General features: G+C 70.9%; 18 protein-coding genes. 6 read left to right on the forward strand and 12 right to left on the reverse strand.

What is annotated here, in order from left to right; genetic code table 11:
- Positions 1–28: 28 nt before the first annotated feature.
- From V8690_RS33100 to V8690_RS33125, 6 genes are all read right to left on the reverse strand, one after another.
- Complete coding sequence (locus V8690_RS33100) at positions 29–1453, reverse strand: polysaccharide deacetylase family protein (protein ID WP_338783751.1); 1425 nt, start codon at positions 1451–1453, stop codon at positions 29–31.
- Positions 1454–1512: 59 nt separating this feature from the next.
- On the reverse strand, positions 1513–2895 hold the full coding sequence (locus tag V8690_RS33105; RefSeq protein WP_338783752.1) for a cellulose binding domain-containing protein: 1383 nt from the start codon (positions 2893–2895) through the stop codon (positions 1513–1515).
- Positions 2896–3126: 231 nt separating this feature from the next.
- Positions 3127–5256 (reverse strand): 3-hydroxyacyl-CoA dehydrogenase NAD-binding domain-containing protein, encoded by a 2130-nt coding sequence (locus tag V8690_RS33110; protein ID WP_338783753.1) that lies wholly within the window; start codon positions 5254–5256, stop codon positions 3127–3129.
- Positions 5253–6470 (reverse strand): acetyl-CoA C-acyltransferase, encoded by a 1218-nt coding sequence (locus V8690_RS33115; RefSeq protein ID WP_338783754.1) that lies wholly within the window; start codon positions 6468–6470, stop codon positions 5253–5255. The genes V8690_RS33110 and V8690_RS33115 overlap by 4 nt, the downstream gene beginning before the upstream one ends.
- A 107-nt stretch (positions 6471–6577) precedes the next feature.
- Positions 6578–7615 (reverse strand): LacI family DNA-binding transcriptional regulator, encoded by a 1038-nt coding sequence (locus V8690_RS33120; RefSeq protein ID WP_338783755.1) that lies wholly within the window; start codon positions 7613–7615, stop codon positions 6578–6580.
- Entirely contained in the window at positions 7612–10107 is a 2496-nt protein-coding gene (locus tag V8690_RS33125) for a glycoside hydrolase family 2 protein (protein WP_338783756.1), read from the reverse strand. Before V8690_RS33125 ends, V8690_RS33120 begins: the two co-directional genes overlap by 4 nt.
- Before the next feature lie 163 nt (positions 10108–10270).
- Between V8690_RS33125 and V8690_RS33130 the strand changes: the two genes are divergently transcribed.
- The 3 genes from V8690_RS33130 to V8690_RS33140 are packed head-to-tail and all read left to right on the forward strand — an operon-like array spanning position 10271 to position 13361.
- Positions 10271–11584 (forward strand): ABC transporter substrate-binding protein, encoded by a 1314-nt coding sequence (locus V8690_RS33130; RefSeq protein WP_338783757.1) that lies wholly within the window; start codon positions 10271–10273, stop codon positions 11582–11584.
- Positions 11584–12534 carry a sugar ABC transporter permease gene (locus tag V8690_RS33135; protein WP_338783758.1) on the forward strand — a complete coding sequence of 317 codons (951 nt, stop codon included), beginning with the start codon at positions 11584–11586 and terminating at the stop codon, positions 12532–12534. The genes V8690_RS33130 and V8690_RS33135 overlap by 1 nt, the downstream gene beginning before the upstream one ends.
- Positions 12531–13361, forward strand: a complete 831-nt coding sequence (locus tag V8690_RS33140; RefSeq protein WP_338783759.1) for a carbohydrate ABC transporter permease — start codon at positions 12531–12533, stop codon at positions 13359–13361. The genes V8690_RS33135 and V8690_RS33140 overlap by 4 nt, the downstream gene beginning before the upstream one ends.
- Positions 13362–13370: 9 nt before the next feature.
- Here the strand turns inward: V8690_RS33140 and V8690_RS33145 are convergent, their stop codons facing one another.
- The 3 genes from V8690_RS33145 to V8690_RS33155 all read right to left on the reverse strand — a co-directional run bounded on the left by V8690_RS33145 (position 13371) and on the right by V8690_RS33155 (position 16506).
- Positions 13371–14660: a ribonuclease D gene (locus tag V8690_RS33145; RefSeq protein ID WP_338783760.1), complete on the reverse strand. Its 1290-nt coding sequence runs from the start codon at positions 14658–14660 to the stop codon at positions 13371–13373.
- A gap of 185 nt (positions 14661–14845) precedes the next feature.
- The gene (locus V8690_RS33150) at positions 14846–15508 is read right to left on the reverse strand and encodes a response regulator transcription factor (protein ID WP_019325953.1); all 663 of its coding nucleotides are present in this window, start codon (positions 15506–15508) and stop codon (positions 14846–14848) included.
- A gap of 323 nt (positions 15509–15831) precedes the next feature.
- Positions 15832–16506, reverse strand: a complete 675-nt coding sequence (locus tag V8690_RS33155) for a DUF3000 domain-containing protein (protein WP_338783761.1) — start codon at positions 16504–16506, stop codon at positions 15832–15834.
- A gap of 102 nt (positions 16507–16608) precedes the next feature.
- Here V8690_RS33155 and hemE point away from each other — a divergent pair, with 102 nt between their 5' ends.
- Complete coding sequence (gene hemE / locus V8690_RS33160) at positions 16609–17676, forward strand: uroporphyrinogen decarboxylase (RefSeq protein ID WP_338783762.1); 1068 nt, start codon at positions 16609–16611, stop codon at positions 17674–17676.
- Between the two features lie 22 nt (positions 17677–17698).
- On the opposite strand, the gene V8690_RS33165 is transcribed toward hemE, so the two are convergent.
- Positions 17699–18517, reverse strand: coding sequence for a rhomboid family intramembrane serine protease (locus V8690_RS33165; protein WP_338783763.1), 819 nt, complete (start codon positions 18515–18517; stop codon positions 17699–17701).
- A 134-nt stretch (positions 18518–18651) separates the two neighbouring features.
- On the opposite strand from V8690_RS33165, the gene V8690_RS33170 reads away from it, so the two are divergent.
- On the forward strand, positions 18652–18981 hold the full coding sequence (locus V8690_RS33170; RefSeq protein WP_338783764.1) for a hypothetical protein: 330 nt from the start codon (positions 18652–18654) through the stop codon (positions 18979–18981).
- A 124-nt stretch (positions 18982–19105) separates the two neighbouring features.
- Here the strand turns inward: V8690_RS33170 and V8690_RS33175 are convergent, their stop codons facing one another.
- Entirely contained in the window at positions 19106–20497 is a 1392-nt protein-coding gene (locus tag V8690_RS33175; protein ID WP_338783765.1) for an FAD-dependent oxidoreductase, read from the reverse strand.
- 27 nt (positions 20498–20524) lie between these two features.
- Positions 20525–21517: a DUF4349 domain-containing protein gene (locus V8690_RS33180; protein ID WP_338783766.1), complete on the reverse strand. Its 993-nt coding sequence runs from the start codon at positions 21515–21517 to the stop codon at positions 20525–20527.
- A gap of 160 nt (positions 21518–21677) precedes the next feature.
- On the opposite strand from V8690_RS33180, the gene hemG reads away from it, so the two are divergent.
- Entirely contained in the window at positions 21678–23246 is a 1569-nt protein-coding gene (gene hemG, locus V8690_RS33185) for a protoporphyrinogen oxidase (protein WP_338783767.1), read from the forward strand.
- Positions 23247–23249 lie beyond the last annotated feature (3 nt).

Consider the following 23249-nt stretch of genomic DNA (forward strand, 5'->3'; position numbering starts at 1 on the left):
GGCCGCCCCTGACTCAAGTGTCCGGACCTCAGGTGTACGAGGCCATCGCCTCTTCGACCGTCAGCACCGGGATGCCCCGGTCGTCGATCGCCTTCATCAGCGTCTCCAGGCCCGACTTGCCGATCTCGGTGCTCTTGGCCGGGGCGCCCTCGGTGACCTTGTGCAGACAGAGGATCAGCCAGTCACCGCTGTTCACGCAGCGGTCGAGCCGGCCGCCCGCGCCCGTCAGCTTCGACAGTGCCGTACCGCCGATGCCGGTGCCGTCGTTGATGCCGGTCAGCGCCTTGAGGCGGTACGGCATCGCCGGTGCGAACGACTCGATCGTCTCGGAGATGATCGACCGTGCCGTGGTGAAGTGCCGGCTCGCGATCTGGTCGACCGGGACACCGTCGGTCGTCTTCTGGAACGCGCCGTGCGGATAGGCGAAGTGCTCGCTGGTGAAGCCGTTGGACACCAGCCACTCGCGCAGCTTCCGGAAGTCGTCGTCGGCCTGCTCGGCGGTGAGCTTGGGATAGCTCGCCGTGTGGACGGCGTTCGCGTACGAGTGGCCCGCCATCTCCCAGCCGGAGAAGTCCTGCATCGAACGCATCTGGCTGAGCGTCAGGAAGTTGCCCGTGCCGATGGCGTCGGCGATGTTGTAGACCGTGCCGGGGAAGCCGTAGCGTTCCATGACCGGACGGGCCAGGTCGTGGATCGACTTGTGGGAGTCGTCGAAGGTGAGGGAGACGACGCCTTTGGGGAAGACCGAGACGGTGTCCGGTATCAGCTCGACGGCCTGGAGCCGGTACGTCACCGGGCCGCCCGCGTTGTCGTACACGGCGAACGACATGTCGGTGAAGCCGGTCTTGGTGGACGGCTTGCCGTCGGCGCCGATGGAGTACGTGCCGGCCGCCGCGTTGACGTCGGCCCACTGGAGGTGGACCGTGACCCACTCCCCGGACTGGACGTAGTTGGCCGCCGTCTTGGAGTGGGTGTGGACCGTCCAGGCGAAGTGGTTCGCGAGGGAGCCGCTGCCCAGGTAGAAGACGAGCTTGGCCAGGTTCGTCACGTCGTCGACGCGGAAGACGAGCCGGATCATCTTGCCGGTCAGGCTGACCGCGGGCATGCCGGTCTTGCGGACGTAGGACTGCTTGCCGGTGCCGTTGGTGGTCACTCGGACCGACTGGGTGCCGCGCACGAAGACGGACTTGTCGTTCGCCTCGGCCGACGCGGTGCCCGCGCCGCCCGGCGTCCAGCCGTGGGAGGCCTGGAACTGCTGGGACCAACTGGCCCTGCGGTACTTGGGGCGGCGGCCGGAGGGGGCGTAGAGGGGAGGCGTGGTGAGGCCTCCGATGGCTCCCTCGGCGGCCGGCGCGGCGGCGGGCCGTGCCACCACCTGGCCCAGCCACGCGCCGCCACCGGCCATCGCGACGCCTCCTGTGCCGCCCATCAGCAGCGCGGAACGCCGGCTCACCACCGGCTTGTTCTCCGCAGCCTCGGCAGCGTGCCTGTGGGCGTTGGACCGCCTTTTCCTCACCGGGACTCCCGAACCGTGTCGAAGTAGTTCATTCCCTCACCGGTGAAGTCCTCGACCGCGGACTGGACTTCCTTCACCGACAGGGATGCGTTCGCGTTGTAGTAGAGCCAGTCCACCTTCAGGTCCCACGCGCGGTCGCCCTTGAACGGCAGATCCACGAACCAGTGGTTGAAGTTCACGGACATCCCCGAGCGCGGGGAGTACTTGCCGTCGCTGGAGAAGAGCTTCTCGCCGTCCATGCGGTAGGTGACGACGTCGTCCTCGACGGTGATCATCATGGTGTGCCAGCCGTCGAGGCTCTTGTTGGTCGTCCTGTAGACGCGGTCGTTGCTCTCGTGGTCGTACCAGGAGACGGTGTCGAGCTTGGGACCGAGGCGGCCCCAGCCGCCGTTCGGCATGTATTCGTTGTCGAGTTCGCTGTACTTCGTGCCGCTGCCGCCGATCGTGTAGAAGGTCTGGTTGACGTGGTCGCCGCCCTCGCCCTCCGCCGGATCGTCGCTGAAGTGGATGCGGGCCGCGTAGGTGCCGTCGCGGAACTCGCGGCTCCTGGTGCCCAGACTCGCCTGCCTGGTGCCCGCCTCGGTGCCGTCGGTGCTCGCCCGCAGGTTGAGCACCTGCCCCTCGGCCAGGGCGCCCTCGGCGGTGGGGAAACTGACGTTCTCCGCCGACCAGGTGTTCTCGATGCCGGGGCCGCCCTTGCTGGTGCGGACCAGCCAGCCGTGCTTGAACAGGGCCGGGTCCTTGGGACCCTGGTAGGTGAAGTCGTCGAACAACACTCCGGCCGGGGGAGCCGGCACCGGGTCGGGCGCGGCGGCCTTCGCCGAGGTCTTGTTCTCGTCGCTCGCCTCGGTGCCGTCCGGCTCCTCACCCCAGGCGAGGACGCCCCGCTTGTACGCGGTGACCTTCTCCGCCTCCTTGTAGGACGTCATCCGGGCGTCGAAGGAGCGGTCGTCGGACTGCTTCAGCCGCTTGTGGTCGGTGCGGAAGAGCTGGAGGTCGATGCCCTTGCTGTTGGCGCCGGGCTCGAGGCTGCCCGCGCCGGCCGTGAACCTGACCTCCAGGTAGTGGTCGGCGGTATCGGTGGCCTTGTCCATCGCGACGACCCGGCCGGCGACGTGCGAGCAGCCGAAGGCGGCGTTGACGCAGTTGAAGGCGTACGACGAGGGACCCGGGGCGCCGTCGGCCGTGAAGTAGTACCGGAGCGTCACATCGCTCAACGGCAGTGCCTTCTCCGTATCGTTGAAGACCTCGAACGACGGCTTTGCCGCCGCGGCGGTGGCCGGGGTGTCGGTCCGGTAGCGGACCTTGAGTTCGGGCGGGTCCGGGTTCGCCGCCTTCCACACGGGATACAGCGCCGTGCCGCCGGCGGCGACCACCACTAAGAGGAACAGGAGCCTGATCTTGGGCCATACCCGGCGTCGGGGTGTTCGGCGGCGGGTGGACGCCACGTAAGACTCCTTCGAGGACACCCGGCGGTCTCTGGTGGAGATCATCAGAGCCAGGTAAATAATGGTCGGATTGTGTGAGGATCCTATCTGTGACGGCATGCAGAAGGGGGGTGGGGCGTCCGGATCGTTACCGTACGCCCCACCCCCCTCAGGGGTTACGCGTTACGCGGGGACGCTCGCCACGCCCTGCGCCAGGAACCTCTCGCCGTTGACCCGCTCGGAGACGCCCTCGCGGTCCAGGTACGGCGTGATGCCGCCCAGGTGGAACGGCCAGCCGGCGCCCGTGATGAGGCACAGGTCGATGTCCTGCGCCTCGGCGACGACGCCCTCGTCGAGCATGATGCCGATCTCCTGCGCCACCGCGTCCAGGACGCGCTCGCGGACCTGCTCCTCCGTCAGGACGCTGTCGCCCTGCTTCAGCAGCGCGGCGACCTCCGGGTCCAGCTCCGGCTTGCCGCTGTCGTAGACGTAGAAGCCGCGCTTGCCCGCCTCGACGACCGCCTTGAGGTTCGGGGAGACCGTGAAGCGGTCCGGGAACGCCTTGTTGAGCGTCTCGGAGACGTGCAGGCCGATCGCCGGACCGACCAGCTCCAGCAGGACGAGAGGAGACATCGGCAGGCCGAGGGGCTCCACCGCCTTCTCGGCGACCTCGACGGGGGTGCCCTCGTCGATGACGTTCTGGATCTCGCCCATGAAGCGGGTCAGGATGCGGTTCACGACGAACGCCGGGGCGTCCTTGACCAGCACCGCGGTCTTCTTCAGCTTCTTGGCGACGCCGAACGCCGTGGCCAGGGAGGCGTCGTCGGTCTGCTCGCCGCGGACGATCTCCAGCAGCGGCAGCACGGCGACCGGGTTGAAGAAGTGGAAGCCGACGACCCGCTCGGGGTGCTTCAGCTTCGACGCCATCTCCGACACCGACAGCGAGGAGGTGTTGGTGGCGAGGATCGCGTGCGCCGGGGCGACCGCCTCGACCTCCGCGAAGACCTTCTGCTTGACGCCCATCTCCTCGAACACGGCCTCGATGATGAAGTCCGCGTCCGCGAAGCCCTCGGCCTTGTCCAGGACGCCGGTCACCAGCGCCTTGAGGCGGTTGGCCTTGTCCTGGTTGATCCGGCCCTTGCCGAGCAGCTTGTCGATCTCGGCGTGGACGTAGCCCACACCCTTGTCGACGCGCTCCTGGTCGATGTCGGTCAGCACGACCGGCACCTCCAGGCGGCGCAGGAACAGCAGCGCGAGCTGGCTGGCCATCAGACCGGCGCCGACGACACCGACCTTGGTGACCGGGCGGGCCAGGCTCTTGTCCGGGGCACCGGCGGGGCGCTTGCCGCGCTTCTGCACCAGGTTGAAGGCGTAGATGCCGGAGCGCAGTTCGCCGCCCATGATCAGGTCGGCGAGCGCCTTGTCCTCGGCGTCGTAGCCCTGCTGGAGGTCGCCGTTCTTGGCGGCGGCGATGATGTCCAGGGCGCGGTAGGCGGCCGGGGCGGCGCCGTGCACCTTGGAGTCCGCGATGAAACGGCCCTTGGCGACGGCCTGGTCCCAGCCCTCGCCGCGGTCGATCACCGGGCGCTCGATCTCCAGCTCGCCCTTGAGGACGGACGCGGTCCAGACCAGCGACTGCTCCAGGAAGTCCGCGCCCTCGAAGATCGCGTCGGCGATCCCGAGCTCGTAGACCTGCTTGCCCCTGAGCTGCTTGTTCTGGTTGAGGCTGTTCTCGATGATCACCGAGACGGCCTTGTCGGCGCCGATCAGGTTCGGCAGCAGCGTGCAGCCGCCCCAGCCGGGGACCAGCCCGAGGAACACCTCGGGCAGCGAGAACGCCGGGACGGCCGAGGAGACGGTCCGGTAGGTGCAGTGCAGACCGACCTCGACACCGCCGCCCATCGCGGCGCCGTTGTAGTACGCGAAGGTCGGCACGGCCAGCTTGGACAGCCGCTTGAAGACCTCGTGGCCGCCCTTGCCGATGGCGAGCGCGTGCTCGTACTCCTTGAGGATCTCCACGCCCTTGAGGTCGGCGCCGACCGCGAAGATGAATGGCTTGCCGGTGATGCCGACGCCGACGATCTCGCCGTCCGCCGCCTCCTTCTCGACCTGGTCGATCGCGGCGTTCAGGTTCGCCAGCGAGGCCGGGCCGAAGGTGGTCGGCTTGGTGTGGTCGTGGCCGTTGTCCAGGGTGATCAGGGCGAAGCGCCCGGCACCCAGGGGGAGGTCGAAGTGCCGTACGTGCGCACTGGTGACGACCTCGTCCGGGAACAGCTCGGAAGCCTGCTGCAGAAGCTCGGCGGTGGTGCTCACTTGTCCCCCTCGAAGTGCGGGTTCTCCCAGATGACCGTCGCGCCCATGCCGAAGCCGACGCACATGGTGGTCAGGCCGTAGCGGACGTGCGGCTGCTCCTCGAACTGGCGGGCCAGCTGCGTCATCAGACGGACGCCGGAGGAGGCCAGCGGGTGGCCGAAGGCGATGGCGCCGCCGTACTGGTTGACGCGCTCGTCGTCGTCGGCGATGCCGTAGTGGTCGAGGAAGGCCAGGACCTGGACGGCGAAGGCCTCGTTGATCTCGAACAGGCCGATGTCGGAGATGGACAGGCCCGCCTGGGCCAGCGCCTTCTCCGTGGCCGGGATCGGGCCGTAGCCCATGACCTCCGGCTCGACGCCCGTGAAGGAGTAGGAGACCAGGCGCATCTTCACGGGGAGGTCGTTCTCCCGCGCGAACTCCTCGGAGGCGATGAGCGAGGCGGTGGCGCCGTCGTTCAGACCGGCCGCGTTACCGGCGGTGACCCGGCCGTGGACGCGGAACGGGGTCTTGAGGCCCCGGAGGTTCTCCAGGGTCGTGCCCGGGCGCATCGGCTCGTCGGCGGTGACCAGGCCCCAGCCCGTCTCACCGGCCTCGGCGTTGGTCCGGCGCACCGAGACCGGCACCAGGTCGGCCTGGATCTTGCCGTTGGCGTACGCCTTGGCGGCCTTCTCCTGCGAGCGCACGGCGTACTCGTCGGCGCGCAGCTTGGTGATCTGCGGGTAGCGGTCGTGCAGGTTCTCCGCGGTCATGCCCATGAAAAGGGCCGACTCGTCGACCAGCTTCTCGCTCACGAACCGCGGGTTCGGGTCGACGCCCTCGCCCATGGGGTGACGGCCCATGTGCTCGACACCGCCGGCGATGGCGATGTCGTAGGCGCCGAAGGCGACGGAACCGGCGACCGCGGTCACGGCCGTCAGCGCGCCCGCGCACATGCGGTCGATGGAGTAACCCGGGACGGACTGCGGCAGACCCGCGAGGATCCCGGCGGTGCGGCCGATGGTCAGGCCCTGGTCACCGATCTGCGTGGTCGCGGCGATGGCGACCTCGTCGATCTTCTTCGGGTCGAGACCGGGGTTGCGGCGCAGCAGCTCCCGGATCGCCTTCACGACGAGGTCGTCGGCACGGGTCTCGTGGTAGATGCCCTTCGGGCCCGCCTTGCCGAACGGGGTGCGGACGCCGTCTACGAAGACGACGTCCCTGACGGTACGAGGCACGATGGCTCTCCTCCAGGGTCCAGGACGCTGAGCGCTTGCTCATCCCATGCTACTTATGAGTAACGTAGCTGCCCAGTCCTGACATGGCGAGCGGTGAACGTCACATCTCACCGGGGTGGCGCTGTGGACCCTCTCGGGGTCAGCACCGGGGTCGGCACGGGATGTGACCCGGCCGCTCCATTCCCGGTGATCACCCCGAACAAGGTCCGGGCCACCTCCGCCCCGAACCCGTGCACGTCGTGACTCATGGCGGACAGGGTCGGATGCGTCAGTCGGCACAGCTGCGAGTCGTCCCACGCCAGCAGCGACACATCGTCCGGCACCCGCACCCCCATCTCCGCCGCCACCGACAATCCCGCCACCGCCATGATGTCGTTGTCGTACACGATCGCCGTCGGCCGGTCCGGCGGCGCAGCCGTCAGCAGCGACCGTGTCGCCCGCGCCCCCGCGTCGCCCGAGAAGTCGGTCGCGACCTGCCACGCCCCGGCCAGCGCCAGAGCCCGCGCCGCCTCGTCGAACGCCGCCGTCCGGATTGCCGTGTGCCCGAGGGCCGCCGCCCCGCCCACCCGGGCGACCCGCCGGTGCCCGAGCGCCGCCAGATACCGCACCGCCTCCGTCACGGCCGTCCCGTCGTCGGTCCACACGGAGGTGAGCCCCCCGGTCAGCGAGGGATGCCCCACGGCGACCACCGGCAGCCCGAGCCGCTCCACCAGGCCCACCCGGGGATCGTCGGCCCGGAAGTCGACGAGGATCGACCCGCCGATCTGCCGCCCCCGCCACCACGCCTCCTGGACCCCCAGCTCCTCGTCCAGATTCCGTACGAGTCTCAGCAGCAGGGAGCAGGAGTGCTCGGCCAGGACGCTCTCCACGCCGGACACGAACTCCATGTACCAGGGCTCCAGCCCGAGCACCCGCGCCGGGCGGCACACCGCGAGCCCCACCACGTCCACGCGTGAACCGGCCAGTGTCCGCGCCGTGAGGTTCGGCGCCCAGCCCAGTTCCCGCGCCGCCCGGAAGATCCGGTCCCGGGTCGCCTCCGACAGCCCGGGCTTGTGGTTGAACGCGAGCGACACGGCGCCCTTGGACACGCCGGCGCGCGCGGCGACGTCCTTGATGGTGACGCGGGGGGTCGGCGTTGCCGTCATCGGGTGGGCTCCACGCAGTACAGGGCCGAACGGGCACGTTCCGCGTCCGGAGTCTTCCAGCGGCGCACCCCGATGGTCACCTCTTCGCCCGGCAGCAGCGTGACGCGGCCCCGGTCGGCCCGCGCTTCCGGATCCAGCCGGTCGGCCTGGAGCAGCAGGTCCCGGACCAGGGTGCGGGCGGTGACCGTGATGCCGCCCGGGGCGAGCGCGACATCGAACTGCGGTGCAGGGTAAGGGATTTCGCGGTCCGGAACCGGGAAGTACAAGGCCCGCAGCTCGTCTGCGTCTGCGGTGCGGTCCGCCCGGGCGCCCGTGTGCCCGTCCGTTCCCGCGTCCCCGCCTGCGACTGCGCCCGCGTCACCGTCCGCGCCTGCTCCATCACCCCCGCCCGCGTCCGCACCCCCGCCCGCATCCGCGACGAGAAACTCCTTCGGCCCGGCCGGCGTCAGCTCGCGCGGGACATCCATCCGCGCCACCGTCCGCCCTCCGGCGACCAGTTCCACGGTCACCTGCCCCAGCACCTCGCCCTCGACGGACATCCGCCGCAGGGTCAGCGTCGACGTCCAGTCTTCGTCCGCCTGGTTGACGGCGGCCAGCACCAGCCCGCAGTCCCGCGCCTGGAGCGTCAGCAACCGGTCCGCGTACAGCCGCTTCAGCTCGTGGTACAGCGGTTTCTCCCGCCCGTCCCCGTCGATCGCCGCCCAGGACGTCACCGGCCAGCAGTCGTTGAGCTGCCAGAGGACCGTGCCCGCGCACACCGGCCAGTGGGAGCGCCAGTGCTCGATCCCGGCGGCGACCGCACGCGCCTGGTTGACCTGCATCAGGTAGTGCCAACGGTCGAAGTCCCCGTCCGGCACGGCGAAATGCCGGGCCAGTCCCCGCTCCAGCTTCCCGTTGCCGTCGTCGGCCTTCTGGTGGTGCACCATGCCGGGGGAGTCGGGCGCGAGTTCCTCCCCGGGCAGCGCCCGACGCAGCGTGGCGTACGCGGGCGGCGCCTGCCAGCCGAACTCGGCGACGAACCGGGGCACGCTCAGCCGGTAGTCGGCGTAGTCCTCATGGTTCCACACGTCCCAGGAGTGGTGTGTGCCGTGCGCCGGATCGTTGGGATGCCGGTCCCATGACCCGGACCAGGGGCTCCCCGCCGCGTACGGCCGCGTAGGGTCCAACTCGGCCACCACGCGCGGCAGTAGGCCCAGGTAATACCCCTCGCCCCAGGAGTCACCGGCCAGCCGCGGCTCCCAGCCCCAGTCCCGGAAGGCCCACAGGTTCTCGTTGTTGCCGTTCCACAGCACCAGCGACGGATGCGGCATCAGCCGTACGACGTTCTCCCGGGCCTCGGCTTCCACCTCGCCGCGCAGCGGCTGTTCCTCCGGGTAGGCCGCGCACGCGAACGGGAAGTCCTGCCAGGCCAGCAGCCCGAGTTCGTCGCAGGCGTCGTAGAAGTCCTCGCTCTCGTAGATCCCGCCGCCCCAGATCCGTACGAGGTCCACGCCCGCCCCGGCGGCCTGCTCCAGCCGTTCCCGGTAGCGCTCGCGGGTGATCCGGGAGGGGAAGACGTCGTCGGGGATCCAGTTGACGCCCCTTACGAAGAGCCGCTCGCCGTTGACGACGAGGGTGAAGCCGGTGCCGTGCCGGTCGGGCCGCCGGTCCAGCTCCACGGTCCGGAAGCCGATCCGCCGCCGCCACACGTCCAGCGCGTCGTCGCCGTGCAGCAGCCGCAACTCGACGTCGTACAGCGGCTGTTCGCCGTAGCCGCGCGGCCACCACAGCCGGACGTCCGGCACGCGCAGCCGTACGACCCCGCCTGTCCCCTCGATCTCCGCGTGGGCCCGCACCCCGCCCACCTCCGCCTCCAGTGCGAGCGGCGCCTCGACCCGGGCCCGCTCGACCTCCACGGCCAACTCGACGACGCCCACGCCCTCGTCGACCGTGACCAGCGGACGTACCCGGGCGATCCGGGCCGTCGACCAGTGCTCCAGGCGCACCGGCCGCCAGATCCCGGCCGTCACCAGGGTCGGCCCCCAGTCCCAGCCGAAGGAGCAGGCCATCTTGCGCAGGTACTGGTAGGGCTCGGCGTAGGCGGCGGGCCGCTCGCCCAGCCGCCCCCGCACGGCCTCCGCCTCGGCGTAGGCGGAGACGAACCGCACGGCCAGCCGCCCGGACAGCCCCGTCACGTCGAACCGGTACGAGCGGTGCATGTTGCGCACCTTGCCCAGCAACCGCCCGTCCAGGGAGATCTCGGCGACGGTGTCGAGCCCGTCGAAGACCAGGTCGGTCTGCTCCTGCGCGGACGCGTTCGTGAGCTCGCGCTCGTACGTCCAGTCCCGGCGCCCCACCCACGCCACCTCACACTCGTCCCGGCCCAGGAACGGGTCCGGGATCACCCCGGCCGCCATCAGGTCGGTGTGCACGCAGCCCGGCACGGACGCCGGCAGCGCGTCCGGGCCGTGGCGCAGGATCCATCCGTCGCCGAGCGGTGTGGCCTCCAGCATGCGCACTCCCTTAACCGGTTCAGCGAAGAGTCGTGTACAGGGTTCACATCGTTGGCGGGAATGGGACTTTACCGGTTGAGAAAGCGCTGTCAGAGTGCCGAACCAGCCATACCGCACGTGCTCTTCCGTCCCGAGTTCCTCTCCGCGAACGGAGCTGATGCACATGAACCGCCGTACCGTCCTCGCCCTCACCGTGGGCGCCGCCCTGCTGGCCTCGGGCTGTACCGGCACCGGAGGCACCTCGAAGGGCGCGGATGCCGAGGCGCCCGGCGATCCCGCCAAGGTCGACGGGACCATCACCGTCCTCACTCACCGGACCGACCTCGTGCAGGACGGGACAATGAAGAAGTACGCCGCCGAGTTCAACAAGACCTACCCCAAGGTGAAGGTCGAGTTCGAGGGCCTCACCGACTACGAGGGCGAGGTCAAGATCCGTATGAACACGGAGGACTACGGCGACGTCCTCATGATCCCGGCCGTGATCGAGAAGAAGGACTACCCGAAGTTCTTCGCCTCGCTGGGCAGTCAGGCCGAGCGGAGCGAGAAGTACCGCTTCACCGACTACACCACGGTGGACGCCAAGGTCTACGGCCAGAGCCCGCTCGGCGCGGTCCCGGGCTTCGTCTACAACAAGAAGGTGTGGCAGGAGGCCGGGATCACCGACTGGCCCACGACACCGGACGAGTTCCTGGACGACCTGAAGGCGATCAAGTCGAAGACCGACGCGATCCCGTACTACACCAACTTCAAGGACATGTGGCCGCTCACCCAGTGGACGCAGGTCAACGGCTCGGTCAGCTGCGACGAACAGGCCACCACGAAGCTCGCCGAGGGCGACCCCTGGGCCGAGGGCGCCGATCTGCGGACCGCCGACACGCTGCTGTACGACATCGTGCGCGAAGGGCTCGTCGAGAAGGACCCGACGACCACCAACTGGGAGGCGTCCAAGCCCAAGTTGGCGAAGGGCGAGATCGCCACGATGTGGCTCGGCTCCTGGGCCGTGATCCAGATGCAGGGCGCGGCGAAGCAGGCGGGCGCCGACCCGGCCGATATCGGCTTCATGCCCTTTCCCGCCCAGAAGAACGGCACGTTCTGCGCGGCGACGCTGCCCGACTACAACCAGGCCGTCAACGTCAACTCCGACCACAAGGCCGCCGCCCGCGCCTGGATCGACTGGTTCACCGACAAGTCCGGCTACGCGGACGCCAACCTGGCCCTCTCGCCCCTCAAGGACGCGCCGCTGCCCGACGTCCTCAAGCCCTACGAGGAGGCGGGCGTGAAGCTCCTCGACATCGACGACACCAAGGGAGCCGAGGTCAAGTCCGTCGACAACCAGTCCGAGGTCGGCATCTACAAGCCCGACTACCGCCAGGACCTCGTCGACCTCGCCCGCGGTGCCCGCAAGGGCAGCCTGGACGACTTCCTGACCGGGCTCGGCGAGAAGTGGACCGAGGCGCGGAAGAACCTGGGGTCCTGATGACCGACACCACCCGCAAGGCGGCGCGGCCGGTGCCGCCGGCCGCGCCCGCGGGGCCGACACCGCCGTCCGCCGCGCGCCGGCCGCGGCGGTGGCGGGGCGTGACCCCCTGGCTGTTCCTGATCGCCCCGCTCGTCCTGCTGATCGCCTTCACCTACGCGCCCATCGTCAACATGGTCGCGTACAGCTTCACCGACTGGGACGGCGTCAGCCCCCAGCTGCACTGGACGGGCGCCGGGAACTACGCCGAACTCTTCACCCGCCCCGAGCTGTTCGAGGTGTTCTTCGTCAGCGGCTACTACCTCGCCGCGTCCGTGGTGCAGATCGCCGCGGCCCTCTACTTCGCCACCGTCCTGAGCTTCAACGTCCGCTTCCGCAGCTTCTTCAAGGGCGTGCTCTTCTTCCCGTACCTGATCAACGGCGTCGCGATCGGCTTCGTCTTCCTGTACTTCTTCCAGGACGGCGGCACCCTCGACGCGATCCTGAGCCTGATCGGCTACGACGGCGACCGCGCCTGGCTCGGCACACCCACGTCGGCCAACGTCTCCCTCGCCGGTGTCTCCGTCTGGCGCTACCTGGGCCTGAACTTCGTGCTCTTCCTCGGCGCGATCCAGTCCATCCCGGGGGAGCTGTACGAGGCGGCCGAACTGGACGGGGCGAACCGCTGGCAGCAGTTCCGCCACATCATCGCGCCCGGCATCCGGCCCGTGCTGAGCCTGTCGGTGATCCTGTCCGTCTCCGGGTCGCTGTCCGTCTTCGAGATCCCGTACATCATGACCGGCGGCGCGACCGGCACCGAGACCTTCGTGATCCAGACCGTGAAGCTGGCCTTCCAGTTCAACAAGACGGGCCTCGCCTCGGCGGCGGCCGTCGTGCTGCTGCTGATCATCCTGGCGGTGACCTGGGTGCAGCGGCGCCTCGTCCCGGACGACAAGGTGGACCTCGTATGACGCGCCGTGCCGTGGCCCGTGCCCTCGTGTACCTGTCCCTGGTCCTCGCCACGCTGGTCGTGCTCCTGCCGCTCACCGTGGTCTTCCTGACCTCGCTGAAGACCTCCGGGGAGATGGCGGACGACAGCGGCGCCCTCACGCTGCCCGACGACCCGCTGAACTTCGACAACTACGTGACGGCGTTCCAGGACGGCCGGATGCTCTCGGCGTTCGGCAACACGGCGGTCATCCTGATCGTCGCCATCGGGGGCACGGTCCTCATCGGCTCGATGACGGCGTACGCCATCGACCGCTTCCGGTTCCGCTTCCGGAAGCCGGTCCTGGCCCTGTTCCTGGTCGCCGCGTTGGTCCCGGGGGTGACCACCCAGGTGGCGACCTTCCAGATCGTCAACAGCCTCGGGATGTTCGACAGCCTCTGGGCGCCGATCGCGCTCTACATGGGCACGGACATCGTGTCGATCTACATCTTCCTTCAGTTCGTACGGTCCATCCCCGTCTCACTGGACGAGTCGGCCCGCATCGACGGCGCCAATGCCTTCACGATCTACCGGAAGGTCATCTTCCCGCTGCTCAAGCCCGCGATCGCGACGGTCGTGATCGTGAAGGGGATCAACGTCTACAACGACTTCTACATCCCCTTCCTCTACATGCCCTCCGAAGATCTTGGCGTGATCTCGACGTCCCTGTTCCGCTTCAAGGGCCCCTTCGGAGCCCACTGGGAGACCATCTCGGCAGGCGCGATCCTCGTCATCGTCCCGACGCTGATCGTCTTCCTGTTCCTGCAGCGGTTCATCTACAACGGTTTCACGCGAGGTGCCACGAAGTAGGGCCTTCTCTCAAGCCTCCTTGACGGAGAGAGCCTCCACCAGCACGGGAGTCACCTGCTCGACTTGCCACGGCCGCGCCCCGTACCCGGCAAGCGCGGCCGCCACGGACTCGGCGTCCACCACGGCCGGCGGCTCCCAGCAGACCCGCCGCACGGTGTCCGGCGTGATCAGATTCTCCTGCGGCATGTTGAGCTGCTCGGCCAGCGCCGAGACCCCCGCCCTCGCCGCGGACAACCGAGCCGCAGCGACTGGGTCCTTGTCGGCCCAGGCCCGCGGTGGCGGGGGCCCGGTCACCGGCTGCCCCGGCTGCGGCAACTGCGCCTCGCTCAACGCCTTCGCCCGGTCCACGGCCGCCTGCCACTGCTCCAGCTGCCGCTTGCTCATCCGGTGTCCGAAACCGTTCAGCGCGGCCAGCGCGTGCACGTCGGCCGGAACCGCCAGCGCGGCCTCCACGATCGCCGCGTCCCCGAGCACCTTGCCCGGCGAGACGTCCCGCCGCTGCGCGATCCTGTCCCGCGTCTGCCACAGCTCCCGTACGACGGCCAGCTGCCGCCGCCGGCGCACCTTGTGCATGCCGGACGTACGCCGCCACGGATCCTTGCGCGGCTCCGACGGCGGGGCCGAGGCGATCGCGTCGAACTCCTGGCGGGCCCACTCCAGCTTGCCCTGCCTGTCCAGTTCCTTCTCCAGCGCGTCGCGCAGGTCGACGAGCAGCTCGACGTCCAGCGCCGCGTACCGCAGCCAGGGCTCGGGCAGCGGCCGGGTGGACCAGTCGACGGCGGAGTGCCCCTTCTCCAGGACGTAACCGAGAACGCCCTCGACCATCGCGCCGAGGCCGACCCGGGGGAATCCGGCGAGCCGCCCGGCCAGCTCGGTGTCGAACAGCCGTGTCGGCACCATGCCTATCTCGCGCAGGCAGGGCAGGTCCTGGGTGGCGGCGTGCAGCACCCACTCGACGCCGGACAGGGCCTCGCCCAGGGCGGACAGGTCGGGGCAGGCGACGGGGTCGATCAGCGCCGATCCGGCGCCCTGGCGGCGCAGCTGGACCAGGTAGGCGCGCTGCCCGTAGCGGTAGCCGGACGCCCGCTCGGCGTCGACGGCGACCGGGCCGGAGCCCGCATCGAAGGCGGCGATCACCCGGGCCAGGGCAGCCTCGTCCGCGATCACGGGCGGAATGCCCTCACGTGGTTCCAGCAAAGGGATCGGCGCCTCCGTAGCAGAAGATCCGCCGTCGTCCGGAGGAGCGCCTCCGGTGGTTCGCAGTGAGCTGTCTGCTGCGGTCTCGTGGGCGTCGGTCACCTGTCAAGGGTATCCGTGTATGGACAGCGCCCGTCGACGGAACGTTCCGTCGACGGGCGCTCGGGGGTCGCAAACCAGTCAGGTCGGGGAAGTGTCGGGTTCGCGAACCGTGAGTGACACGAACGGGACCCGCGGCCGGTCCCGTTCACGCGAGTGAATGATCACAACGGGCCGTCGTGGAGGGATCAGTGGATGATTCCGGTCCGCAGCGCCACCGCGACCATCCCGGCGCGGTCGCCCGTGCCGAGCTTGCGGGCGATGCGGGCGAGGTGGCTCTTGACGGTCAGGGCGGACAGGCCCATCGAGACGCCGATCGCCTTGTTCGACTGGCCCTCGGCGACCAGGCGCAGCACCTCGACCTCTCGGCCGGACAGTTCGCGGTAGCCGCCCGGGTGGCTCGGAGCACCCGGGGGGCGGCGGTGCAGGCGTGCGGCGGCGGCGCCGATGGGGGCGGCGCCCGGTCGGGTGGGGAGCCCGACGTTGGTGCGGGTGCCGGTGACGACGTAGCCCTTCACACCGCCGGCGAGCGCGTTGCGCACGGCGCCGATGTCGTCGGCGGCGGAGAGGGCGAGCCCATTGGGCCAGCCCGCGGCGCGGGTCTCCGACAGCAGGGTGAGGCCGGAGCCGTCCGGCAGGTGGACTTCTGCGACGCAGATGTCGCGGGGGTTGCCGATGCGGGGACGAGCCTCCGCGACGGACGAGGCCTCGATGACATCGCGCACACCGAGCGCCCACAGGTGGCGGGTGACGGTGGAGCGGACACGCGGGTCGGCCACGACCACCATGGCGGTCGGCTTGTTCGGGCGGTAGGCGACCAGGCTTGCGGGCTGCTCGAGGAGAACGGACACCAGGCCTCCTGGGGTGCGGGACGGGGCCGGCTCGTGGGGGTGAAGCCGGGACGAACCGTGCTTTCAAGGTCACAGTCGTCTTCGGCACCCAACCCGTCCGCCTTTAGAGAATGATCACGAATCGGTGATAACAATCCGCGCAATTCGGACACGCGGTCGATCATTCGAAGGTCGAACGGTTTCGGTCTGCGTCGGTACGCGGTCGAAAGTGGCCGTATCGACAAAGTGATTCGGCCAAGAGGGGGACGCAGGTGTGATCGTCGACAGGGCAGTGTTGACCGCCCCGTACAGGTTCGATCAGTACGGGGTCGGAACAGGTTCGATCAGCGGGACTGCGGTCCCCGCCGCTGGGGCAGCGTCACCACCGACGCGTCCCCCGGCCCGGCCGGCGGCAGCCCCGCGATCTGGGCGAGCAGATCGCACCAGGACGCCAGGTGCGCGGCCGTGTCCGGGGTCCCGCCCAGGCCCTCGCGCGGCGTCCACGAGGCACGGATCTCGATCTGCGAGGCGGCCGGGCGCGCGGACAGACCGCCGAAGTAGTGCGAGCTCGCCCGTGTGACGGTGCCGCTCGGCTCCCCGTACGTCAGCCCCCGCGTCTGGAGCGCGCCGGTCAGCCAGGACCAGCACACCTCCGGCAGCAGCGGGTCCGCGGCCATCTCCGGCTCCAGCTCCGCGCGCACCAGCGTCACCAGCCGGAACGTGCCCTGCCAGGCCTCGTGTCCCGCCGGGTCGTGCAGCAGCACCAGCCGGCCGTCGGCCAGGTCCTGGTCGCCGTCGACGACCGCGGCCTCCAGCGCGTAGGTGTAGGGAGCGAGCCGCTTGGGCGGGGGCGTCGGCTCGACCTCGATCTGGGGCCGCAGCCGCGCCGCCGTGAGCGCGTCGACGGCGGCCCGGAAGGGCGGCGGGGCGGTGTCCGCCTCCCGCCGGTCTTTCTCGGTGTCCTTCGCTTCGTCCATTCCGCCAGCGCCGTCCGACAGTCGTCCCTGAGCCGCAGCCATGCCCGGAAGATTACGGGGCCCTGAGCCCGGGTGCCGGGCTAGACACCCCGCGCCTGTCCAGGGGCTGAATCGCGCCCCTCGGGGGCGTGCGAAACTTGGCCCGTGAGTGCCAACGACGCCCCCCGGGCCCAGCAGCCGTCCGCCCCGTACGACTCGGCCTTCCTCAAGGCCTGCCGACGCGAGCCCGTGCCGCACACGCCGGTGTGGTTCATGCGGCAGGCCGGACGCTCACTGCCGGAGTACCGCAAGGTGCGCGAGGGCATTCCGATGCTCGAGTCCTGCATGCGGCCCGAACTGGTCACCGAGATCACGCTCCAGCCGGTGCGCCGGCACGGCGTCGACGCGGCGATCTACTTCAGCGACATCGTCGTCCCGCTCAAGGCCATCGGCGTCGACCTCGACATCAAGCCCGGCGTCGGCCCGGTCGTCGAGCGCCCGATCCGCACCCGCGCGGACCTCGCCCAGCTGCGCGACCTGACCCCCGAGGACGTCTCCTACGTCACCGAGGCCATCGGCCTGCTCACCCGCGAACTCGGCGCCACGCCCCTGATCGGCTTCGCCGGCGCCCCCTTCACGCTCGCCAGCTACCTCGTCGAGGGCGGCCCGTCCCGCACGTACGAGAACGCCAAGGCGATGATGTACGGCGACCCCGAGCTGTGGGCCGACCTCCTCGACCGCCTCGCCGACATCACGGCCGCCTTCCTGAAGGTGCAGATCGAGGCGGGCGCCTCGGCGGTCCAGCTGTTCGACTCCTGGGCCGGCGCCCTCGCCCCCACCGACTACCGGCGCTCGGTGCTGCCGGCGTCGGCGAAGGTCTTCGAGGCCGTGGCCGGTTACGGCGTCCCGCGCATCCACTTCGGCGTCGGCACAGGTGAGCTGCTGCGGCTCATGGGCGAGGCCGGGGCGGACGTCGTCGGCGTCGACTGGCGCGTCCCGCTGGACGAGGCCGCCCGCCGCGTCGGCCCCGGCAAGGCACTCCAGGGCAACCTCGACCCGACCGTGCTGTTCGCCTCGACGGAGGCAGTCGAGGCGAAGACCCGTGAGGTCCTGGACTCGGCGGTGGGTCTGGAGGGGCACGTCTTCAACCTCGGCCACGGCGTCATGCCGTCGACCGACCCGGACGCGCTGACGCGGCTGGTGGAGTACGTGCACACGCGGAGCGCGCGCTGACGGAGACGGCGGCCGGCCGGTCCTACCAGCCGGGCCGCGCCCGCCTGCCGAAGAGGATGCCGCGCGGCTCCGGCGGCGGTGGTGTGCCGGGGCGCAGCGGCCAGGCGATCAGCATGCCGGCGAGGAAGCCGACGATGTGCGCCGCGTACGCCACCGTGCCGGCGTCGGAGACGCCCTCGCCGGAGGAGTACACCGCCTGGAGCACGAACCACAGGCCCAGCACGGTCCAGGCGGGCAGCCGCAGCGGCAGGAAGATCAGGAACGGCACGAGGACCCAGACCCGGGCCCTCGGATACAGCACGAGATAGGCACCCAGCACCCCGGCGATCGCTCCGGACGCGCCGATCAGCGGGTCGGCCGACGCGTTGTTCAGGACCGCGAAGCCGTACGACGCCGCGTAGCCGCAGATCACGTAGAAGAGCAGGAAGCGGATGTGGCCCATCCGGTCCTCGATGTTGTTGCCGAAGATCCACAGGAACAGCATGTTGCCCAGCAGGTGCAGCCAGCTGCCGTGCAGGAACATCGCCGTCAGGACGCTCAGTTCCGGCGACTTGTCGTAGGGCGGCGGGCCGACCACGCAGCCGGGTCCCCGCGGGCCCACGCCGATGTCACCCGTGGGCACCAGGCGGGGCATCTGATGGTGGATCAGTTCCCGTGGCACCGCCGCGTACTGGTCGAGGAACGCCTGGAGGTGACACAGCTGGGCCAGGCTGCTCTCGCCCACCACGGAACCGGCCATGCCGGGAGTGAGCAGGAACACGACGATGCCGGCGGCGAGCAGGGCGTACGTCACCCAGGGGGTGCGCCGCGCGGGGTTCACGTCATGAACGGGGATGACCACACCACACATGTGCCCGGGGCGCCGCCGGTGAATCGGTCGGCCCGGTGAACGGAGCCGTCCGGGCGTGCGTATGTCTCGGCAACCGCCCGCGGCGCGGGGAAGGCGGGTCGCGGGGCCGACGTGAGGAACAGGCGATGAACGACCGAGTTACTCCTCCGATGCACGCCCTGCCCGACGGCGAGGCGGAGCTGACGCTGGTGGTGCGGCTGCCGTGGGAGGACGTGGCCCGCCTCGGCCAGGAGGCCGGGCGGCTGGCGACCCAGATGCGGCGGCCCGTGACGCTGGAGGAGGCGGTGAGTCACCGGCTGCGGTCGACCCGGGTCGCCGCGCACGCGAAGCCGGCGGGGGAGCAGCCGCCTGCTGTCTCGGCTTCGGCGTCGGTGTCGTCGTTGCCGTCTCGGCCGCCGGCGGAGCAGGCGCGGCAGGCGATTGACCGGATCAACGGTACGGCTGGGACTGCCTAGGGTTTCGCCGTAGGGGTGCGGGTGCGTGGCCTGGTGCGGGCTCGTTGCGGGCGTTCGCGCCACGCGGCGGAGCCGCAGATCGATACGGCCCCGCTCCCCTCGAGGCATGCTGTCCCGCCGTCCCTTACAAAGAACCGCGGACCTTCGCCGCCGCCTTGCGGGCCGCCACCAGAACCGGGTCCCAGACGGGGGAGAACGGTGGGGCGTAGCCGAGGTCCAGGGTCGTCATCTGTTCCGCCGTCATGCCGGCCGTGAGGGCGACCGCCGCGATGTCGACTCGCTTGCCCGCGCCCTCGCGGCCGACGATCTGGACGCCGAGGAGGCGGCCCGTGCGGTGTTCGGCGAGCATCTTGACCGTCATGGGGGAGGCGTCCGGGTAGTAGCCCGCGCGGCTGGTCGACTCGATGGTGACCGCCTCGAAGCGCAGGCCCACGCGGTGGGCGTCCTTCTCGCGCAGTCCCGTGCGCGCGATCTCCAGGTCGCAGACCTTGCTGACCGCCGTGCCGACCACGCCGGGGAACGTGGCGTAGCCGCCGCCTGCGTTGGTGCCGATGACCTGGCCGTGCTTGTTGGCGTGGGTGCCGAGCGCGATGTGCCGTTCCTGGCCGGAGACCAGGTCGAGGACCTCGACGCAGTCACCGCCCGCCCAGATGTTCTCGTGCCCGCGCACCCGCATCGAGCGGTCGGTGAGGAGGCCGTCGTGGGTACCGAGGGGGAGGCCGGCCGCCTTCGCGAGCGTCGTCTCGGGGCGGACGCCGATGCCGAGCACGACGACGTCGGCCGGGAAGTCGCGGTCCTGGGTGGCCACCGCGCGCACCCGGCCGTCGTCGCCCGTGAGGATCTTGGTGACCTCGGCGTCGTTCACCATCGTGATGTCCAGGCCCTCCATGGCCTCGTGCACCAGGCGGCCCATGTCGGGGTCGAGGGTCGACATGGGCTCGCTGCCGCGGTTGACGACCGTCACCTCGTAGCCGCGGTTGATGAGCGCCTCGGCCATCTCCACGCCGATGTCGCCGGCCCCGACGACCACCGCGCGGCGGCCACGCGTGCGTGCCAGCGTGTCGAGCAGCGCCTGGCCGTCGTCCAGCGTCTGCACGCCGTGCACCCCGGGGGCGTTCATGCCGGGAATGTCCGGCCGGATCGGCCGGGCGCCCGTCGCGATCACGAGTTTGTCGTACGACGTCCAGGACTCGGCGCCGGATTCGAGGTCACGCGCGCGTACGCGCTGCCGGTCGGGGTCGAGCTCCGTGACCTCGGTGCGCAGCCGCAGATCGATGTCCCGCGCGCGGTGCTCCTCGGGGGTGCGGGCGATGAGCCGGTCCCGGTCCGGGACGTCGCCGCCCACCCAGTACGGGATGCCGCACGCCGAGTACGACGTGAAGTGGCCGCGTTCGAACGCCATGATCTCCAGCTCGTCGGGACCCTTCAGACGGCGCGCCTGCGACGCCGCGGACATCCCCGCGGCGTCGCCGCCGATCACGACCAGTCGCTCCCTGCGCATACGGCTCATGCTCATGCGAACACGCTACGGGCGCAGGGCATTTCAATCCTGCTCGTCAGACGTCCGCGCGGGCGTGGACTGCGGCGCCGGGCGGGCCGTCGGCAGCGGGCCCAGGGCGCTCGTGGCGGATGCGGGGCGCGGGCGGCGGGGGAGGCGGGGGCGTACGACGCGCAGCCACAGCAGCACGAGCAGGGCGCCCACCGCCGCGAACGGCAGGACCGCGCCGACTGCCACCGCGAGCCAGCGCAGCATCGTCACGAACGCGTTCCAGCCGCCCGCGAGCGCGTCCACGAACCCCGGGTCGTCGTCCTTCGCCTCCTTCTTCACCGGGGTCTCGGACAGCGACAGGGTGATGGTGGCCAGGCTCGTGCGGTCCTTCAGGGAGTCCTGGCGCGCGAGCAGGGCCTCCAGGTCGGCCTGGCGGGTGCTCAGCTCGCCCTCCAGGGTCACCACGTCGCTGAGCTTCGTGGCCCGGTCCATCAGCTCGCGGATCCGGGCCACACTCGCGCGCTGCGACGTGATCCGGCTCTCCACGTCCACGACCTGATCGGTGACGTCCTCCGCCTTGGCGCTGAGGTCGAGGAGCTTGCCCGCGCCCTCCAGCGCGGTGAGGACCTCGTCGTACTTCTCGACGGGCACGCGCAGCACGACGCGGGTGCGCTCGTGGTCCTCCTCGTCCCGGGTGGTGGTCTCGTTGCCGACGTAGCCGCCCGCGTTCTCGGCTCGGGTGCGGGCCACCTCCAGGGCCTTCGGGACGTCCTTGACCTGCACGGTCAGCGACGCGGTGCGGATGATGTGGCTCGTGGGGAGCTTCGGCGGCGCGGTCGCCCTGGCTCCGCTTCCGGCGCCGCCGGGGGCGGCCTCGTCCGCGCCGGCCTTGTCGTTCGCATGCGGGGCGGCGATCCCGCGGTCGGCGGCGGCGCTGCCGGCGGAGTCCTCGCCCGCGCCGCTGCATCCGGTGAGCGCGAGGGCCGCGGCCAGCAGGAGCGCGGCGAGAGCCGGGACGGGGTGGCGGGTGGGTCGTCGTGTGCGCATGTGGGCTTCCCCCGGGGGGATCGGTTCGGCTGACGCTTCTTCGACGCCCGGGCGGCGCCGGACGTTTGGTCCGGGACGGTTCCGATGCGGTCACGGTCGGGACTCGTGAAGGGCACCGGTGCGCGACGGCGCTGTCAGTGGGGTCTGAGAGGCTGGGGGCATGCGCGAAGTTCAAGCCCGTGCGGGCACGGGGCAGGTCGTCGTCATCGGGGCGGGAATCGCGGGACTGGCCGCCGCGCACCGGCTGCTGGCGCGCGGGGCGCGGGTGACCGTGCTGGAGGCTTCCGACCGGGTCGGCGGCAAGCTGCTGCCCGGGGAGATCGCGGGCGCGCGCGTGGACCTCGGCGCGGAGTCGATGCTGGCCCGCCGCCCCGAGGCGGTGGCACTCGCCCGGGAGGTGGGTCTCGCCGACCGGCTCCAGCCGCCCGCCACCGCGACGGCCTCGATCTGGACCCGGGGCGCGCTGCGCCCGATGCCCAAGGGACACGTGATGGGCGTGCCCGGCACCGCAGCGGCCCTGTCCGGTGTGCTGTCCGACGAGGGCCTCGCCCGCATCGACCGCGACGCCGAGTTGCCCCGCACGGAGGTCGGCGACGACGTGGCCGTCGGGGAGTACGTGGCGGCGCGCCTCGGCCGCGAGGTCGTCGACCGCCTGGTGGAACCCCTGCTGGGCGGCGTGTACGCGGGCGACGCGTACCGCATCTCGATGCGCTCGGCCGTCCCACAGCTCTTCCAGGCCGCCCGGAGCCACGCCTCCCTGACGGCGGGGGTCCGCGAGATCCAGGCGAAGGCGGCCGCCGCCCGGCAGACCGGCCCGGTGTTCACGGGCATCCAGGGCGGCGTCGGCACCCTGCCCCTCGCGGTGGCGGAGTCGGTGCGGGCGCGCGGGGGCGAGATCCTGACGGGGACGCCGGTGACGGAGCTGAGCAGGGTGGCTCCGCCGGATCCGGCCGACGCGGCCGGGCCGCGAGCCTTCGGCCGCGACCCCGGGCGGGCGGCCGAAGACTCGCGCGGCCCCGTCCGGCCCCCTGCGGCGGAGCAGCCGCACGCGGTGTGGCGCGTCGTCACGGGTGAGCGGGTACTGCACGCGGACGCGGTGGTGCTCGCCGTCCCCGCCACCGCCGCAGCCCGGCTCCTGCGCACCGAGGCCCCCGAGGCCGCCGCCGAGCTCGGCGGCGTCGAGTACGCCTCCATGGCCCTGGTCACCCTCGCCTACCGCCGCGCCGGGACGGCCCTCCCCGAGGGCAGCGGCTTTCTCGTGCCGCCGGTCGACGGGCGCACCATCAAGGCCTCCACCTTCGCCTCGCAGAAGTGGGGCTGGATCGCCGACGAGAACCCCGGCCTCGTCGTCCTGCGCACCTCCGTCGGGCGGTACGGCGAGACGGAGATCCTCCAGCGCGACGACGACGGGCTCGTGGCGGTCTCCCGGCACGACCTGCAGGCGGCGACCGGCCTGGACGCCACACCCGTCGCCACCCGCGTCACCCGCTGGGACGACGGCCTGCCCCAGTACCCCGTCGGCCACCACGCGCGCGTGGCCCGCGTCCGCGAGCACGTGGCGAAGCTCCCGGGGCTCGCCGTGTGCGGCGCGCCGTACGACGGCGTCGGCATCCCGGCGTGCATCGCGAGCGCGTACGCCGCCGTCGACCAGATCCACGGTGACCTGCGGGCTGTGCAGGAGCTCACCGCCCACCCGGTGCAGAGCCTGCACGGCGGAGCGGGAGAATGAGGA

The organism is Streptomyces sp. DG1A-41 (genome assembly GCF_037055355.1).
Taxonomy (GTDB): Bacteria; Actinomycetota; Actinomycetes; order Streptomycetales; family Streptomycetaceae; genus Streptomyces.

What these genes read in the sequence shown, in the direction of transcription:
- V8690_RS33120 (WP_338783755.1), bottom strand. Translation starts at nt 7,615, where the DNA reads ATGACGGCAACGCCGACCCCCCGCGTCACCATCAAGGACGTCGCCGCG.
- V8690_RS33125 (WP_338783756.1), bottom strand. Translation starts at nt 10,107, where the DNA reads ATGCTGGAGGCCACACCGCTCGGCGACGGATGGATCCTGCGCCACGGC.
- V8690_RS33130 (WP_338783757.1), top strand. Translation starts at nt 10,271, where the DNA reads ATGAACCGCCGTACCGTCCTCGCCCTCACCGTGGGCGCCGCCCTGCTG.
- V8690_RS33135 (WP_338783758.1), top strand. Translation starts at nt 11,584, where the DNA reads ATGACCGACACCACCCGCAAGGCGGCGCGGCCGGTGCCGCCGGCCGCG.
- V8690_RS33140 (WP_338783759.1), top strand. Translation starts at nt 12,531, where the DNA reads ATGACGCGCCGTGCCGTGGCCCGTGCCCTCGTGTACCTGTCCCTGGTC.
- V8690_RS33155 (WP_338783761.1), bottom strand. Translation starts at nt 16,506, where the DNA reads ATGGCTGCGGCTCAGGGACGACTGTCGGACGGCGCTGGCGGAATGGAC.
- V8690_RS33170 (WP_338783764.1), top strand. Translation starts at nt 18,652, where the DNA reads ATGAACGACCGAGTTACTCCTCCGATGCACGCCCTGCCCGACGGCGAG.
- V8690_RS33175 (WP_338783765.1), bottom strand. Translation starts at nt 20,497, where the DNA reads ATGAGCATGAGCCGTATGCGCAGGGAGCGACTGGTCGTGATCGGCGGC.
- V8690_RS33180 (WP_338783766.1), bottom strand. Translation starts at nt 21,517, where the DNA reads ATGCGCACACGACGACCCACCCGCCACCCCGTCCCGGCTCTCGCCGCG.
- hemG (WP_338783767.1), top strand. Translation starts at nt 21,678, where the DNA reads ATGCGCGAAGTTCAAGCCCGTGCGGGCACGGGGCAGGTCGTCGTCATC.